This window comes from Streptomyces sp. NPDC090032 (assembly GCF_044748025.1).
In the GTDB taxonomy this organism is placed as follows: Bacteria; Actinomycetota; Actinomycetes; order Streptomycetales; family Streptomycetaceae; genus Streptomyces.
The window spans coordinates 542763-559034 of the sequence record NZ_JBIVFF010000005.1 but is presented as its reverse complement, the minus strand read 5'-3'; the positions used below and the strand labels follow the sequence as shown (position 1 = coordinate 559034).

At 69.6% G+C, this 16272-nt stretch carries 12 protein-coding genes and 1 tRNA gene; 5 read left to right on the top strand and 8 right to left on the bottom strand.

All coding sequences use genetic code 11. The annotated features are described in order from the left end of the window. Window positions 1–396: 396 nt before the first annotated feature. A complete protein-coding gene (locus ACIPWY_RS15305) occupies window positions 397–1494 on the bottom strand; it encodes an ABC transporter permease (RefSeq protein ID WP_401533447.1) in 1098 nt (365 codons plus the stop codon). A 121-nt stretch (window positions 1495–1615) separates the two neighbouring features. Between ACIPWY_RS15305 and hrpA the strand changes: the two genes are divergently transcribed. The 3 genes from hrpA to ACIPWY_RS15290 all read left to right on the top strand — a co-directional run bounded on the left by hrpA (window position 1616) and on the right by ACIPWY_RS15290 (window position 6250). Then, the gene (hrpA, locus tag ACIPWY_RS15300; RefSeq protein WP_362908439.1) at window positions 1616–5611 is read left to right on the top strand and encodes an ATP-dependent RNA helicase HrpA; all 3996 of its coding nucleotides are present in this window, start codon (window positions 1616–1618) and stop codon (window positions 5609–5611) included. 94 nt (window positions 5612–5705) lie between these two features. Beyond that, a tRNA-Asp gene (locus ACIPWY_RS15295) sits at window positions 5706–5780 on the top strand. A gap of 269 nt (window positions 5781–6049) precedes the next feature. Further along, on the top strand, window positions 6050–6250 hold the full coding sequence (locus tag ACIPWY_RS15290; protein WP_362908440.1) for a DUF6274 family protein: 201 nt from the start codon (window positions 6050–6052) through the stop codon (window positions 6248–6250). 568 nt (window positions 6251–6818) lie between these two features. Here ACIPWY_RS15290 and bldC read toward each other — a convergent pair. Next, window positions 6819–7025 (bottom strand): developmental transcriptional regulator BldC, encoded by a 207-nt coding sequence (gene bldC / locus ACIPWY_RS15285; protein ID WP_003949541.1) that lies wholly within the window; start codon window positions 7023–7025, stop codon window positions 6819–6821. Between the two features lie 469 nt (window positions 7026–7494). Continuing rightward, window positions 7495–8349: a hypothetical protein gene (locus tag ACIPWY_RS15280; RefSeq protein WP_362908441.1), complete on the bottom strand. Its 855-nt coding sequence runs from the start codon at window positions 8347–8349 to the stop codon at window positions 7495–7497. A 220-nt stretch (window positions 8350–8569) separates the two neighbouring features. On the opposite strand from ACIPWY_RS15280, the gene ACIPWY_RS15275 reads away from it, so the two are divergent. Together ACIPWY_RS15275 and ACIPWY_RS15270 are read left to right on the top strand one after the other, a co-directional pair. Further along, the gene (locus ACIPWY_RS15275; RefSeq protein WP_362908442.1) at window positions 8570–9661 is read left to right on the top strand and encodes a Glu/Leu/Phe/Val dehydrogenase dimerization domain-containing protein; all 1092 of its coding nucleotides are present in this window, start codon (window positions 8570–8572) and stop codon (window positions 9659–9661) included. A gap of 289 nt (window positions 9662–9950) precedes the next feature. Next, window positions 9951–10211 (top strand): DUF3073 domain-containing protein, encoded by a 261-nt coding sequence (locus tag ACIPWY_RS15270; RefSeq protein ID WP_362908443.1) that lies wholly within the window; start codon window positions 9951–9953, stop codon window positions 10209–10211. Window positions 10212–10336: 125 nt separating this feature from the next. On the opposite strand, the gene purM is transcribed toward ACIPWY_RS15270, so the two are convergent. From purM to ACIPWY_RS15245, 5 genes are all read right to left on the bottom strand, one after another. Further along, window positions 10337–11410 (bottom strand): phosphoribosylformylglycinamidine cyclo-ligase, encoded by a 1074-nt coding sequence (purM, locus tag ACIPWY_RS15265; RefSeq protein WP_393699069.1) that lies wholly within the window; start codon window positions 11408–11410, stop codon window positions 10337–10339. 35 nt (window positions 11411–11445) lie between these two features. After that, window positions 11446–12972: an amidophosphoribosyltransferase gene (gene purF / locus ACIPWY_RS15260; protein ID WP_362908445.1), complete on the bottom strand. Its 1527-nt coding sequence runs from the start codon at window positions 12970–12972 to the stop codon at window positions 11446–11448. Window positions 12973–13282: 310 nt separating this feature from the next. Further along, a complete protein-coding gene (locus ACIPWY_RS15255) occupies window positions 13283–14095 on the bottom strand; it encodes an META domain-containing protein (RefSeq protein ID WP_393699071.1) in 813 nt (270 codons plus the stop codon). Between the two features lie 65 nt (window positions 14096–14160). Further along, window positions 14161–14955 (bottom strand): sterol carrier family protein, encoded by a 795-nt coding sequence (locus tag ACIPWY_RS15250; protein WP_362908447.1) that lies wholly within the window; start codon window positions 14953–14955, stop codon window positions 14161–14163. Window positions 14956–14965: 10 nt separating this feature from the next. Next, the gene (locus ACIPWY_RS15245) at window positions 14966–16210 is read right to left on the bottom strand and encodes a hypothetical protein (RefSeq protein WP_393699074.1); all 1245 of its coding nucleotides are present in this window, start codon (window positions 16208–16210) and stop codon (window positions 14966–14968) included. Window positions 16211–16272: the final 62 nt, after the last annotated feature.

Sequence of the window (16272 nt, the reverse complement as noted above, 5' to 3'; positions counted from 1 at the left end):
GGCCCAAGACGCCCTCCCGAAGCCCCACCCGTCCGAACCCAGCACCCGGCCACCACTTCCATGCCCGGTCCCCGGACGGGGCCTGTTGCGTTTCCCTGGGGCGACCGGGCCCCGAAGGCCGCGCCCGCGGCGAAGCCGCCATCGGACACAGCAAATCCCGTCAGGACCGCTGCGATTCGTTCACGAACCGCGCGTCCGACAGCCCACCCGGCCCAAGACGCCCTCCCGAAGCCCCACCCGTCCGAACCCAGCACCCGGCCACCACTTCCATGCCCGGTCCCCGGACGGGGCCTGTTGCGTTTCCCGTACAGGTCTCCGACCCGACCGAGTCCCGTTCCGAAAGACCCGTCCCGGTCGGGGCTTTCGCCGTTCACGGGCATAGGTTGCCCGGCAGGGTCACGCCGCTGCTTCCCCCGCATGGGCCGGTTCCGTGGCGCGGCCACCCGGGTGGCGGTGGCGCCAGATCCAGAAGATCGCGCACGACAGCAGGGCCCACGCCGTGAGCACCAGGAACGGGAACACGTGCTGGTTTCCGCCGAAGTACACGGCCGTGTGCTGCGCGTTCACCGAGGCGCCCGGCGGCAGCCACTGCCCGATGCGGCCGAGCACCGACGGCAGCAAGGGCCACGACACCGCGCCGCCCGACGACGGGTTGCCGAGGAGCACCATCAGCCCCCACGTCGGGAGCATCGCCCAGCGCCCGAACAGCGTGTTGAACATCGTGAAGACCATCCCCGACGTGAACATCGTCAGCGCGAGGATCGCCCACGACTGGGCGAACGGCAGATCGAGCGCGCCCAGCCACCAGTCCACGACCGCCGCGATCACGAAGGCCCCGAGCAGCGCGTACGCCACCGTGTACGCGATGCGCTCCAGCGGGTTGAGCGCGCGCGCGTGCACGCTCAGCTGGATCGCGCCGACGAAGCCGATGATGACCGCGGCCAGCGAGACGTAGAAGATCGCGAGGCCGCGCGGGTCACCCTTCTGGAGCGGCTTGACGTCGGTCACGGTGACCGGGATCCCGAGTCCGGCGCCGACCTCCGGGGCCGTCTCGGCGAGGACCTGCGCCACCGAGGCCCCGGAGGCGCCCGAGACCTCGAGCCCGACGCGGTCGCCCTGCCGTACGTCGAGGATCGCGAAGACCTTCTGCTGGTCCACGCCCTCGACGGCGGCAGCGACGCTGTCGTAGGGGTGCACCTCCAGTGACGCGTTCAGCGCCTTCTCCATGCCGACGAGGAACGCCCCGCCGTGCTCCGCGTTCGCCGCGCCCACCACGGCCGTGGGGATCCGGTGCGGCGTGGGGTTCGCCATCGTGTACGTGTACGAGCCGGCGAAGAGGCCCGCGGCGGCCGCCAGGATGAACACGAGGACGGTCGCGGGCAGGAACGGCGACTTCTTGAAGTCCTCCCAGCGCTCCCCGCGTGTGGGCACCCGCCCGTGCGCGCCGTGGTCGTGCGCACCATGCTCATGATCGTCGTCGCTCGGCTCCGGCATACGGACACGTTAAAACACCCATAACGGACCTTCATTGCCAACTGCCATGATCTCCGCCTATACCGTCCCACCTCAAAACCATTCGCCACCCGTTTCTCCGAGGTGAGATCCTGGAGGACGTATGTCTACGCAGCCTGCCCCCGTCCTCGGCACCCTCGCCCAGCGCCTGTCCGAGCTGTCCCTGCGCGATGCGCACCGGCTCGGTCGCAGGCTCGAAGGCGCGCGCCGCATCCGCAAGCCCGAAGCCCGGACCGCCGTGCTCGCCGAGATCGAGGCGGAGGCCGAGAAGGCCGAGGCCCGGACGGCGCAGCGTCGCGGCCGGTACGAGGCGCTCGAGATCACGTATCCCGAGCAGCTTCCCGTCAGCCAGAAGAAGGACGAGATCGCCGACGCGATCCGCGACCACCAGGTCGTGATCGTCGCGGGCGAGACCGGCTCCGGCAAGACGACCCAGATCCCCAAGATCTGCCTCGAACTCGGCCGCGGAGTGCGCGGCATGATCGGGCACACCCAGCCCCGCCGGCTCGCGGCCCGTACGGTTGCCGAGCGGATCGCGGACGAGATGGACACGCCGCTGGGCGAGGCCGTCGGCTGGAAGGTCCGCTTCACGGACCAGGTCAACCCGGACGCCACGTTCGTGAAGCTGATGACGGACGGCATCCTGCTCGCCGAGATCCAGACGGACCGCGAACTGCGCGCGTACGACACGATCATCATCGACGAGGCCCACGAGCGGTCCCTGAACATCGACTTCCTGCTCGGTTATCTGGCGCAGCTGCTCCCCAAGCGCCCGGACCTGAAGGTCGTCATCACCTCCGCGACGATCGACCCCGAGCGCTTCTCCCGTCACTTCGGGGACGCCCCGATCGTCGAGGTCAGCGGCCGTACGTACCCGGTCGAGGTGCGCTACAGACCCCTGCTCGAAGAGGATTCGGACGAGGCCGACCGGGACCAGATCACCGCGATCACGGACGCCGTCGAGGAGCTCCAGGGCGAGGGCAAGGGCGACATCCTCGTCTTCCTGTCCGGGGAGCGCGAGATCCGCGACACGGCGGACGCGCTGGAGAAGAAGAAGTTCCGGTTCACCGAGGTCCTGCCGCTCTACGCGCGCCTGTCGCACGCGGAGCAGCACCGCGTCTTCCAGCGCCCCACGGGCTCGCTCCGCCGCATCGTCCTCGCGACGAACGTCGCGGAGACATCGCTGACCGTCCCCGGCATCAAGTACGTGATCGACCCGGGCACCGCCCGCATCTCGCGGTACTCGCACCGCACGAAGGTGCAGCGCCTGCCCATCGAGGCGATCAGCCAGGCCAGCGCCAACCAGCGCAAGGGCCGCTGCGGCCGTACGTCGGACGGCATCTGCATCCGCCTGTACTCGGAGGACGACTTCCTCGCCCGCCCCGAGTTCACGGACGCGGAGATCCTGCGCACGAACCTCGCCTCCGTCATCCTCCAGATGACCGCGGCCGGGCTCGGCGACATCGAGAAGTTCCCCTTCATCGACCCGCCGGACCACCGCAACATCCGCGACGGCGTGCAGCTCCTCCAGGAGCTGGGCGCGCTGAACCCGGCGGAGAAGGACGTCCGTAAACGCCTCACCCAGCAGGGCCGCAAGCTCGCCCAGCTGCCGGTGGACCCGCGCCTGGCCCGGATGGTCCTGGAGGCCGACAAGAACGGCTGTGTGCGCGAGGTCATGGTGATCGCGGCCGCGCTGTCCATCCAGGACCCGCGCGAGCGCCCCAGCGACAAGCAGGCGCAGGCGGACCAGCAGCACGCCCGCTTCAAGGACGAGACGTCGGACTTCCTGGCGTTCCTCAACCTCTGGCGCTATGTGCGCGAGCAGCAGAAGACGCTCGGTTCGTCCGCGTTCCGCCGCATGTGCAAGTCGGAGTACCTGAACTTCCTGCGCATCCGCGAGTGGCAGGACATCTACACGCAGCTGCGCACGGTCGCCAAGCAGATGGGCCTCCATCTGGAGGAGTCCTCGACGGGCGCCGACGCCCCCGACCACCAGGTCCACATCTCGCTGCTCGCCGGTCTGCTGTCCCACATCGGGATGAAGGACGTGAAGGAGTCCACGGACAAGGACCCCAAGCAGCGCGGCGGGCGGAACGAGTACCTGGGCGCCCGCAACGCCAAGTTCGCGGTCTTCCCCGGCTCCGCCCTCTTCAAGAAGCCCCCGCGCTTCATCATGTCCGCCGAGCTCGTCGAGACGTCGCGGCTGTGGGCCCGCGTCAACGCGAAGATCGAGCCGGAGTGGGTCGAGCCCCTCGCCGAGCACCTCCTCAAGCGCACGTACAGCGAGCCGCACTGGGAGAAGGACCAGGCGGCCGTGATGGCGTACGAGAAGGTGACGCTGTACGGCGTCCCGCTCGTCGCACAGCGCAAGGTGAACTACGGGCGCATCGACCCCGAGGTGAGCCGCGAGCTGTTCATCAGGAACGCGCTCGTCGAGGGCGACTGGCGCACGCACCACAAGTTCTTCGCGGACAACCGCAAGCTGCTCACCGAGGTCGAGGAGCTGGAGCACCGCGCCCGCCGCCGCAACATCGTCGTCGACGACGAGACGCTCTTCGACTTCTACGACCAGCGGGTCCCGGAGCACGTCGTCTCGGGCGCCCACTTCGACAGCTGGTGGAAGCACAAGAAGCGGGACGAGCCCGAACTCCTCGACTTCGAGCGCTCGATGCTCATCCGCGAGTCGGCGGAGGCCATCTCCAAGGACGACTATCCGGACTCGTGGCGGCAGGGCCCGCTGAAGTTCCGGGTGACGTACCAGTTCGAGCCGGGTGCGGACGCGGACGGTGTGACCGTCCACGTCCCGCTCCAGGTGCTCAACCAGGTCACGTCCGAGGGCTTCGACTGGCAGATCCCGGGCCTGCGCGAGGACGTGGTCACGGAGCTGATCCGCTCCCTGCCCAAGCCGGTCCGCAGGCACTACGTCCCGGCGCCCAACTACGCGAAGGCGTTCCTGGAGCGGGCCGTTCCCCTGCAGGAGCCGCTGCCCACGACGCTCGCCCGCGAGCTCCAGCGCATGGTCGGCGTGCCCGTCACGGCGGACGACTTCGACCTGTCCCGGGTACCCGACCACCTGAAGATCACGTTCAGGATCGTCGACGAGCGGCGCCGGACGCTCGCCGAGGACAAGGACCTGGAGGCGCTCAAGCTGCGCCTCAAGCCGAAGGCCCGCAAGGCGATCTCGCAGGCGGCAGCGGCCACGGCCGAGCGCTCGGGCGGCGAGTCCGTGGAGCGCTCGGGCCTCACCGACTGGACGATCGGGACGCTGAGCCGCGTCTTCGAGACCCGGCGCGCCGGCCAGCCCGTCAAGGCGTACCCGGCACTCGTCGACGACGGGGACACGGTCTCCGTACGTCTCTTCGACACGGAGGCCGAGCAGCAGCAGGCGATGTGGAAGGGCACGCGCCGGCTGATCCTGCGCAACATCCCGGTCAACCCGGGCAAGTTCGCCTCGGACAAGCTGACCAACCCCCAGAAGCTCGCCCTGTCCGCGAACCCGCACGGCACGGTCCAGGCGCTCTTCGACGACTGCGCCATGGCCTCCTGCGACAAGCTCATCGCGGACTTCGGCGGCCCCGCCTGGGACGAGGAGTCGTACCGCAAGCTCTACGACAAGGTGCGCGCCGAGATCGTCGACACGACCGTACGGACGGTGGGCCAGGTCCAGCAGGTGCTCGCCGCCTGGCAGGCCTGTGAGCGGCGCCTGAAGTCCACGAAGAGCCCGACGCTGCTCGCCAACCTCACGGACGTACGCACGCAGTTGACGGCGCTGATCCGCCCCGGCTTCGTCACGGACACCGGTCTGCGGCGCCTGCCCGACCTGGTGCGCTACCTGGTCGCCGCCGACCGGCGCCTGACCCAGATGCCGACGAACGTGCAGCGGGACACGTCGCGCATGGAGAAGGTCCACGAGATGCAGGACGAGTACGCGTGGTTGCTCGAACAGATGCCGCAGGGGCGGCCCGTGCCGCAGGAAGTCCTGGACATCCGCTGGATGCTGGAGGAGCTGCGGGTCAGCTACTTCGCCCACGCGCTCGGCACCGCGTACCCGGTCTCGGACAAGCGGATCGTGAAGGCGATCGACGCGGCGGCGCCGTAACGGACCGAGCACGTTAAGTGAGTTCGACCGTCGGGCCTGCGCTGCTGTACAGTCTCATCTCGCAGCACAGAGCAACACCAAGTGCCGCGAGCAAGGTCCTGTGGAGCAGTTTGGAGTGCTCGCCACCCTGTCAAGGTGGAGGCCGCGGGTTCAAATCCCGTCAGGACCGCAGTGAGATCGAGGCCCGTATCCCGCAAGGGGTGCGGGCCTCAGTCGTGCACTCAGCACCAAGAGGCCGCGCCCGCGGCGGAGCCGCAATCAGGCACAGCAAATCCCGTCAGGACCGCAGTGAGATCGAGGCCCGTATCCCGCAAGGGGTGCGGGCCTCAGTCGTGTGCGCGCCCGCCCATGCCCCCCTGCGCCCTCCCTCCGCCGTCTTGACGGCACCCCGCTCCCCCGGTACTCAGACATCAGGGATTCCCGACCCGGAGGTGGCGTATGGCGGCATCCGCCCGGCACGAGACGCGCGCACTGCTGCGCGCCCACCTCTCCGCCGCCTCCGGCTACCGCCATCTGACCCGGCACTGCCCCATCTGCCACCAACTCCTGCGCCTCGCCATGGAGCCCGGCAGAGAGCCCACAGGAGGCCCGGGGACGGACCGCGGGGTCGCGGAGGGCGAAAGTCCCCCCACCGCGTGACCAAAGGCGCCGGACGGCGGCCCCAACTGGTGGGAGCCTGAGGGGAGAAGGACGACACTGCCCCGCGAATCCCCTCTAACCCAAAGGACTCGTCGGCAACAAGTGTTCGACCGTGTGACGGGTGTCACGGGACCAGTTTTGGAAACAGCGTTTCTTACAGTCGCCCTACAACGCCTCAATTTAATATGTGCAATTGCACCACCCCCGGACCCCTCCCAGGCCCCTCCCGGGCGCCCCCGAAGGCCCGCTCCAGGACCTCTCCGGCGAACGCCCCGAACGACCCGACGAGCGCCCGTCGGCGCTCCCCGGCAGGCCGCCGCCGGCACTCGATCAGGGACCCACAGAGCCGCCCACAAAGCCACGCACAGGCGCCCCACAGGCTGCCCCGCCCGCACGGATCCGCGCATAAAAAAATCGCGCTGGACCCGGCGGAGTCCAGCGCGATCGACGACGCACCCTTGAAGCATGAGTAGGCGTGGGCCCGTTGGGGCGGACCCGCGTCGTATGGAGCTATAGGTTGGGCGCGAAAAGGGCTGGGGGGCCCGGAACGCCCGTTTTATTCAGTTGTTCAGGCCTCGCTGCGCTGCTGCGGAATGCCCGCGAGCAGTGCGCGGACCTCCGCCTCGCGGTAGCGGCGGTGCCCGCCGAGCGTGCGAATCGACGTGAGCTTGCCAGCCTTTGCCCAGCGCGTCACCGTCTTCGGGTCGACGCGGAACATCGTGGCGACCTCAGCCGGGGTCAGCAGCGGCTCGGCATCAGGGGTGCGAGCGGTCATGAGCGGCCTCCTCGGGAGAACCGAACCTTCTCGGTTCATTCCTCTAAATTCTGCACCTTGACCCGCGTTGCCCGAAATGGCGGACGCGAGTCGAGTCGGTTATAGGACGAACGGCTTGTCCTCGGCACTACAACTACACCATCCGTCCAGCCTCGTCGGCCAAACCGATGGAATTGCCCTCCCAGGTGTTCATCAGCGACGGAAGCCGATGGACCATGCCATAGCGGACAGTCACGCCACTGTGACGATCAGTCACAGTGGCGCCAGGAGTCACGAGACCCCCCATAGCGTGCAATGCTGAGATTTCCGGCTGAACGCGGACGAAAGCAGCCGGGCGGAGTCCTCCCCGGACTCCTTGTCCTATTTTGGCACGAGGAGGGGCGATGGGCGCAAGGGCCCAGTAAGTGCGGTCCATCACGCTTGAGGCAAAAGCCCGGATCGGGACCTACGTCCCCGCACGCCCGTCCGGTCAGTTCGCGAACTGCCGGTCCCGCACGGCCCGCCAACGTTCCATCAGCCGCGCGTACGCCGCCTGGGCACCGTCACCGTCACCGCGCCGGAGCGCCTCGATCCCCTCCGCCACGTCCGCAGCGGAATGATCACCGTCCAGATCCTCCGCGGACAAGGCGTGCACCAGGCCGCCGTAGTCGAGCTCGACGAATGAACGCGGGTGGAACTCTTCGAGCCAGCGCCCCACGTCGACCAGGCCGTCGATCAGCGGCCCCTCGTCCATCGTGTCCCGCAGCGTGCGCAGGCCCCGCGCGACCCGGCGCCGCGCCTGCACCATCGGCGTGCGGTACCGCAGCACCGGCGCAGCGCCGTCCACACGGTCCGCGGCCCCCTTGCCGTACTCGCGCTCCTCGTCCGAGACGAGCACGAACCAGTTCAGCGGGATCTGCCAGGTGGACGTGCGGATCCAGGGGCGGGCGTCCGGATTGCGGGCCAGCCAGCGCTCGTAGTCCGCGGCGGTCTGCCGGCGCACCACCGGGGGGAGCACCGCGTCCAGCACCGGTGTCGGCAGGCGGCCCGGCAGCTCGTCCAGCGCCTGCCAGCCACGCAGCCGCGTGCGCCACGGGCACACGCACACGACCCCGTCCGCCTCCATGACGAACGCGTCGTCGCTCTCGTGCACCGGCACGGGCACGGGCGGCGTCGGCAGCAAGTCGGCCAGCGAGCGGCGCAGTTCGTCCTGGTAGGAGGGGCGCTTACGACGGCGCGCGTAGCGCTCCCAATGGCTCCGCTCGGGCTCGGGGAACGCCGCGAGGGGTTCGTACACGCGTAGATACGACGCATAGGGCACGGTCACCGAAGACACCTTGGGCACGGCTGCTCCCTCCCCCGGTCTGCGCCTGGAAAACACTGCAAATCGTCCCATGGCCGAAGGTGAACGCGCCTGGCCGGACACGCACGTACTCCGGGAGAGGGTGATCCTCGGCACTGCGCATCTGGCGGCTCGGCGCAGGCTCTAGTCTCTTGCCCAACGGGGCCCGCCACCCGCACGGGCACCGTCTCCAACCGCCGCTACTCGACCGGGAGTCACCACAGTGACCGACGTAACCGGCGCCCCTGCCGATGTTCTGCACACCCTGTTCCGATCGGATCAGGGCGGCCATGAGCAAGTAGTGCTCTGCCAGGACCGCGCCAGTGGCCTCAAGGCCGTCATCGCCATCCACAGCACCGCCCTGGGCCCCGCCCTCGGCGGCACCCGCTTCTACCCGTACGCGAGCGAGGCGGAGGCCGTCGCCGACGCCCTGAACCTCTCGCGCGGGATGTCGTACAAGAACGCCATGGCCGGCCTCGACCACGGCGGCGGCAAGGCCGTGATCATCGGTGACCCCGAGACGATCAAGAGCGAGGAACTGCTGCTCGCCTACGGCCGGTTCGTCGCCTCACTCGGCGGCCGCTACGTGACGGCCTGCGACGTCGGCACCTACGTCGCCGACATGGACGTCGTCGCGCGCGAGTGCCGCTGGACGACCGGGCGCTCGCCCGAGAACGGCGGCGCCGGCGACTCGTCCGTGCTCACCGCCTTCGGCGTCTTCCAGGGCATGCGGGCCTCCGCCCAGCACCTGTGGGGCGACCCGACGCTGCGCGACCGCAAGGTCGGCATCGCGGGCGTCGGCAAGGTCGGCCACCACCTCGTGGAGCACCTCCTTTCGGACGGCGCCGAGGTCGTGATCACCGACGTGCGCGAGGAGTCCGTACGGCGGATTCAGGACAAGCACCCGTCCGTGCGGGCAGTGGCGGACACCGAGGCGCTCATCCAGACCGAGGGGCTCGACATCTACGCCCCGTGCGCTCTGGGCGGCGCGCTCAACGACGACTCCGTCCCCGTCCTCACGGCGAAGATCGTCTGCGGCGCGGCCAACAACCAGCTCGCCCACCCGGGCGTCGAGAAGGATCTCGCCGACCGCGGGATCCTCTACGCGCCCGACTACGTCGTGAACGCCGGCGGAGTGATCCAGGTCGCCGACGAGCTGCACGGCTTCGACTTCGACCGGTGCAAGGCCAAGGCCGCGAAGATCTTCGACACGACGCTGGCCATATTCGCACGTGCGAAGGCGGACGGGATTCCGCCGGCCGCCGCCGCCGACCGGATCGCCGAACAGCGCATGGCGGAGGCCCGTCGCGGCTGACGTTCGAGGCACCTGGGAGCGGCCCGGCGGCGGATGCGGGAGACAAGACTCACGCCCGTCGGCGGGTCGCTCGCCAAGAAGAGGTTAAAATCGCAGCTGACCAGCGAGGACAGGGCGCCTTGCTGGTCCTGCGCCCAGGCGCGTCCTGCGGGCGACGTACCGTATGGCCGCGGGAGCAGGTACCGTGGAAGCCCTAAGGACGGGTCTCTCCGCGGAGAGCCCGTTCGAGATCATGAACGCGTGTCAAGACTCTGGGGCCGTCGAGCCCCGTCACCGAGGGGGTCGAGCCATGGGGCGCGGCCGGGCAAAGGCCAAGCAGACGAAGGTCGCCCGCCAGCTGAAGTACAGCAGCGGCGGGACTGACCTGTCGCGTCTGGCCAATGAGCTGGGCGCTTCGACCTCGAATCAGCCGCCGAATGGCGAGCCGTTCGAGGACGACGACGACGAGGAAGACGACCCGTACGCCCAGTACGCGGATCTGTATAACGACGACGAGGATGACGAGGACTCCGATGAGTCCGGTCCCTCGTCGCAGCGCCGCGGCGCTTGACCTCGCAGTCCTGCAGTCTGCAGTCCAGCAGTAGTTCTTCGCAGTTCTCGTTTTCGTAGCAACTGCACTTCACCCGGTCCGGGGTGGTCACACGCCGGACCGGGTTTTGTGCTGCCCTGCGGGCCTTACTTGCTGTAGTCACCCGTGAGCGCCGCGCCCGTGGTGTGCTCGCCGCGCTCGGTGATCTCACCGGCGACCCACGCGTCCACGCCGCGGTCGGTGAGCGTCGCGAGCGCGGAGTCCACCGCGTCCTGGGGGACGATCGCCATCATGCCGACGCCCATGTTCAGCGTCTTCTCGAGCTCCAGGCGTTCCACCGAGCCGGCCTTGCCGACGAGGTCGAAGATCGCGCCGGGCGCCCACGTCGAGCGGTCCACGGCGGCGTGCAGGCTGTCCGGGATGACCCGGGCCAGGTTGGCCGCGAGGCCGCCGCCCGTGATGTGGCTGTACGCGTGGACGTCCGTGGTGCGGGTCAGCGCCAGGCAGTCCAGCGAGTAGATCTTGGTGGGCTCCAGAAGCTCCTCGCCGAGCGTGCGGCCGAGCTCATCGACGTGCTGGTCGAGCTTCAGGTTCGCGCGGTCGAAGAGGACGTGGCGGACCAGCGAGTACCCGTTCGAGTGAAGGCCGGAGGACGCCATGGCGATCACCGCGTCACCCGTACGGATACGATCCGGGCCGAGCAGCCGGTCGGCCTCCACGACGCCGGTGCCGGCGCCCGCGACGTCGAAGTCGTCCGGGCCGAGCAGGCCCGGGTGCTCCGCGGTCTCGCCGCCGACGAGGGAGCAGCCGGCCAGGACACAGCCCTCGGCGATGCCCTTCACGATCGCGGCGACGCGCTCGGGGTGCACCTTGCCGACGCAGATGTAGTCGGTCATGAACAGCGGCTCGGCGCCGCACACCACGATGTCGTCCATGACCATCGCGACGAGGTCGTGGCCGATGGTGTCGTACACGCCGAGCCGGCGGGCGATGTCGACCTTCGTGCCGACTCCGTCCGTGGCGGAGGCGAGCAGCGGGCGCTCGTAGCGCTTGAACGCGGAGGCGTCGAAGAGGCCGGCGAATCCGCCGAGACCGCCGAGGCCGGCGACCTCGGGGCGCTGCGTCTTCTTCACCCACTCCTTCATCAGCTCGACGGCGCGGTCGCCCGCTTCGATGTCGACGCCCGCGGACGCATAGCTGGCACCAGGTGTCTCAGACATGGCTTGAGAACTTTCGTGTCGTATGACGGGGGGTCTTACGGGCGACGGAGGGCGTCGGTGGCGGCGGTGTTCGCCGGTCCTGCCGCGAGCTCGGTCTCCAGGAGCTGCTTGCCCAGCAGCTCGGGGTCCGGAAGGTCCATCGGGTACTCGCCGTCGAAGCAGGCGCGGCAGAGGTTCGGCTTGTCGATGGTCGTGGCCTCGATCATGCCGTCGATGGAGATGTAGGAGAGGGAGTCGGCGCCCAGGGACTTGCCGATCTCGTCGATCGACATCCCGTTGGCGATCAGCTCGGCGCGCGTCGCGAAGTCGATGCCGAAGAAGCACGGCCACTTCACGGGGGGAGAGGAGATCCGGATGTGGATCTCGGCCGCGCCCGCTTCGCGGAGCATGCGGACCAGGGCGCGCTGGGTGTTGCCGCGGACGATCGAGTCGTCGACGACGACCAGCCGCTTGCCCTTGATGACTTCCTTGAGCGGGTTGAGCTTCAGCCGGATACCGAGCTGCCGGATGGTCTGCGAGGGCTGGATGAAGGTCCGGCCGACGTACGCGTTCTTGACCAGTCCCGCGCCGAACGGAATGCCGGAGGCCTCCGCGTAACCGATCGCGGCGGGGGTGCCCGATTCCGGCGTCGCTATGACCAGGTCGGCCTCGACCGGTGCTTCCTTGGCGAGTTTGCGGCCCATCTCCACGCGGGAGAGGTACACGTTCCGCCCGGCGATGTCGGTGTCGGGGCGGGCCAGGTACACGTACTCGAAGACACAGCCCTTGGGCTTCGCTTCTGCGAAGCGGGAGGTGCGCAGGCCGTTCTCGTCGATGGCGACGAACTCGCCCGGCTCGATCTCGCGCACGTAGCTGGCGCCGCAGATGTCGAGGGCGGCGGACTCGGAAGCGACGACCCAGCCGCGCTCCAGCCGGCCGAGGACCAGCGGGCGGATGCCCTGCGGGTCGCGGGCCGCGTAGAGGGTGTGCTCGTCCATGAAGACGAGGGAGAAGGCGCCCTTGACGTCCGGGAGGATCTTGGCGGCGGCTTCCTCGATGGTCAGCGGCTTGCCGTCGTCGTCGACCTGGCCCGCGAGGAGCGCGGTGACGAGGTCGGTGTCGTTGGTCGCCGCGAGCTGGGTGTTGCGGCCGTTCTCCTTGGGGAGGGCCGCGACCATCTCGGCGAGCTGCGCCGTGTTGACCAGGTTGCCGTTGTGGCCGAGCGCGATCGAGCCGTGCGCGGTGGCGCGGAACGTCGGCTGGGCGTTCTCCCACACGGAGGCGCCGGTGGTCGAGTAGCGGGCGTGACCGACCGCGATATGACCCTTGAGCGAACCGAGAGAGGTCTCGTCGAAGACCTGGGACACGAGGCCCATGTCCTTGAAGACGAGAATCTGGGAGCCGTTGCTCACCGCGATTCCCGCGGATTCCTGACCTCGATGCTGGAGGGCGTAGAGCCCGAAGTAAGTGAGCTTGGCGACCTCTTCACCGGGAGCCCAGACACCGAAGACGCCACAAGCGTCCTGGGGGCCTTTCTCGCCGGGGAGCAGATCATGATTGAGTCGACCGTCACCACGTGGCACGCCACCGAGTGTAGGCGAGATCGACCACTGGTCCGAATTGGCGAACGTGATCCCGTGCCTGGTCGAGCCGGTGAGGCCCGCTCTTGAGGCCGTTGCCCGGGGGTGCGCCGGCCCTCACCGGCCCGCTTACGCCCGCCTCGCCCCTCCGATGTGATCATGGTGCTGACCTGGCTCTTCGTGTGCTACAGCCGTCGCCGGTCGGGCTCGGGAGCGGCGTCGGCGGGCGGTGCGGGGTGGGGGGCGTCGGCGGGGGCGGCGCCGGGCGCGCAGGCGCCGCCGAGTGTGACGGAATTCGCTGCGGGCCGCCCGGTCAGCCGCGGCCCGCTCCCGCCACGGCGCCGGTTCCGTCGGGCGCCGTCAGCGTGAGGGTGCGGCCCTTGACCTCGTACGACAGCTTCTGGGCGAAGAGCTTCAGCAGCTCGCGTTCGGTGTCCGTGCGCGGGCCCTGGCAGAGCATGCGGGTGGTGACGGGCCTGCCGAGCGTGAGGTGGCCGTCGCGGAACTCCGCCTTCGCGCGGAAGCGGTTGCAGCCGAGGTTCCCGGTCGCGGTGCCGTCCGTGCCGTCCGTGCCGTCCCTCTCGAAGGTCAGCCCGGCGCGGCCCGCCACCTCCTTCGGCAGCGAGGTCGCGACGTCGTCGGAGAGCAGGCTCGTGACGGTCCACTCAGTGCCGGTCAGCGGGGCCGGACGCTCCTTGACCAGGGCGATCGTGTCGCCGTCGTCGGTCGTGAGGGTGAGGTGGTCACCGTCGGTCCTGGCCTTGTTACTGCCGCCGATGGCACGGCCGAACGTCTTCTCGAAGTCCCGCTGCTTCTTGTCCATGCACATCGACATCGTCACGTTGGCCTTGCCGACACGGATCGTGTCCCCGTCGATCTCGGCCTCCGCGTCGAAGCGGTTGCAGCCGTTGTTGCCGCGCGCCCGGTCCGCCGAAGGGAACTCGACGTACGTGCTCGCGGGGGCCTGCGTCGTGGTGCCGTCGACGGTGACGCTCTCGACGTTCCAGCGGACGCCGGTGACCGGTGTACCCCCGACGGACACGGTCTGTGATCCGCACGCTGCGACGGCCGCCAGGGGCAGGAGCGCGGCGGCCAGGACGGTGAGCTTCCGGGATTGCGTGTGCATGGCGATGGGACGGGCCGGGTGGGTGGATCGGTTCCACCCCCTCCAGGAGCGCAACCGACACCCCCCTAGCGCATCAGGGGCAGAAGTCCGCTGAGATCGGCCCGTTCGCCGCTCGCGCTGACCTTCGCGTCGTCCAGGGCGGCGCGCCACTCGACGCGTCCGGTGGCGAGGCGGATCCAGGTGAGCGGGTCCGTCTCGACGACGTTCGGCGGTGTGCCGCGGGTGTGGCGGGGACCCTCGACGCACTGGACGACGGCGAACGGCGGGATCCGCACCTCGGTCGACGCGCCGGGCGCCTTCACGGCGAGGGTGTCGGCGAGCAACCGGGTGCAGGCGGCGAGCGCCTGACGGTCGTACGGGACGTCGAGGCCGGGCAGCGCGTCGTTCAGGTCGTCGGTGTGGACGACGAGTTCGACGGTACGGGTGACCAGGAAGTCGGCGAGGGTCATGGCGCCGGACCTGGTGGGGATCAGGCGCGTGCCGGGGGCCTCGGCCAGGGCCTTCTCGATACGGGCCGTGGCGCGCGCGAAGAGCTCCGGCGGCTCCGCGCTCGCGGCGAGTTCCCGGGTGCCGTCCGCGATACCTGCGGACTCTGTCGCGGTCCCCGACGGCCAGTCCAGGAGCGGGAGTTCGTGCTTGGCCGGCTCCGCCATCTCCAGCGCCCTGGCCACCGCGCCGACCGCCATCGTGAAGTGCGCCGCCAGCTCCCGCACGGTCCAGTCACCGAGCCGGGTCGGGGCGGTGAGCTGCTCCTCGGTGAGGCCCCCCACCGCTTCCCTCACGTGGGCGAACTGGGCGAGAACTGCCGTCCGGATCTTGGCAGGGTCGTAGGTACGGGTGCGCTTCTTGGCCGGGGGCATGGCGCTGAGCCTATGGCCTGCCGTCCGGCCTGCCGTCCGGGCCGACGCGAAAGGTCGCGGAGTCGGGGAACTCGACGTCCGTGCAGCCGCGGCGCTTCGTCACGTCCGTGACGTAGGCGCGGAACACCTTCTCGTACACGGGAGTCACGATCCTCGCGTAGTCGAAGCCGATGGTCATGGTGTGGATCTGCGGCTGACCGTCGCAGACCGAGGAGGCCCACCAGACCGTCCTCTCTTCGCTGCGGCCCGCCTTGCCCGGTTCCGCGAGCTCCGGGGCCTCGTCGTATCTCGCGCTCCTGAGCTGGACGTTCTTCGCGTCCTCTCCGGAGTGGGTGTGGAAGGAGGCGAACCATCGCCCCGGGCGGGACGGCGGGCTGAGGAGGTCGAGTTTCGCCCCGTGGGTCTGCCACAGGTCGGCCGCGCGGGTGTCGCTGAGTACGAGTCCGCACTGCTCGTCCCAGAGCTTGTCGTCCGTGCGGCTCTCCAGGACCTGGTCCGCGTACTGAGCACCGCGGGCGAAGCCGGCCCTGCGGTACCAGGCGCAGGTGCCGTCGGCGCGGAAGGCCGGGGTCGGTCCCTCGGCCAGGGCGGGTATGTCGTCCGGGGGGTCGGGCAGCCGGCCGGCGCAGCCCAGCCGCTCCGCGAGGTTGTTGGCGGTGAGCACAGCGGTCTCGGCGAGCGTGTTCCGGTCGTGGGCGGTGAGCTGGCCGTCCTCCGTGAAGGGCGGCCCTGGATCCATCAGCGCGGCGCTGGCCCACAGGGCCTTGATGGGCGCTCCGGCCGACTTGCCCTCGGGGCAGGGGAGTTGAACGGTGACGCCCGAGTCCGTGACCAGCCCGGCGATGCCGCCGCCGATCGGCTGGGCGGGGTAGGTGTGGCCTGAGTACAGGTCAAGGAGGTCGCCCACCGGGTCGTCGGCGATGACGGCCTTGTTGCCCGGCTCGGTACCCACCGCACCTGTGAAGAACCAGCGTTCACCGCTGTGGGTGCCGTACTTCTCGCCCGCCTCGGTGCTGAAGATCTCGCAGTCCTGCGGCAGGCCGGCGTCGAGTTCGATCGTCCCCTCATCGGCCACCCGGTGCGAGACGGTGCCTCCCGCCGGGGAGAGCGCGAGCACGCGACCGGCCGGGACGAGCCCCGCGCAGGCCGAGTTGATCTGCCGCCGGCCCTCCCAGACCTGCCAGATCACCTGACCGCTCCAGCCGATGCCGGCCACGGCCACCAGACACAGCAGGACGTTCACAGACTTCTGCACACGTTCAGGTACCCGCACAGCTCCCCCGTACGTCGCTCCCCGTGCGCCCCATACGACCCGGC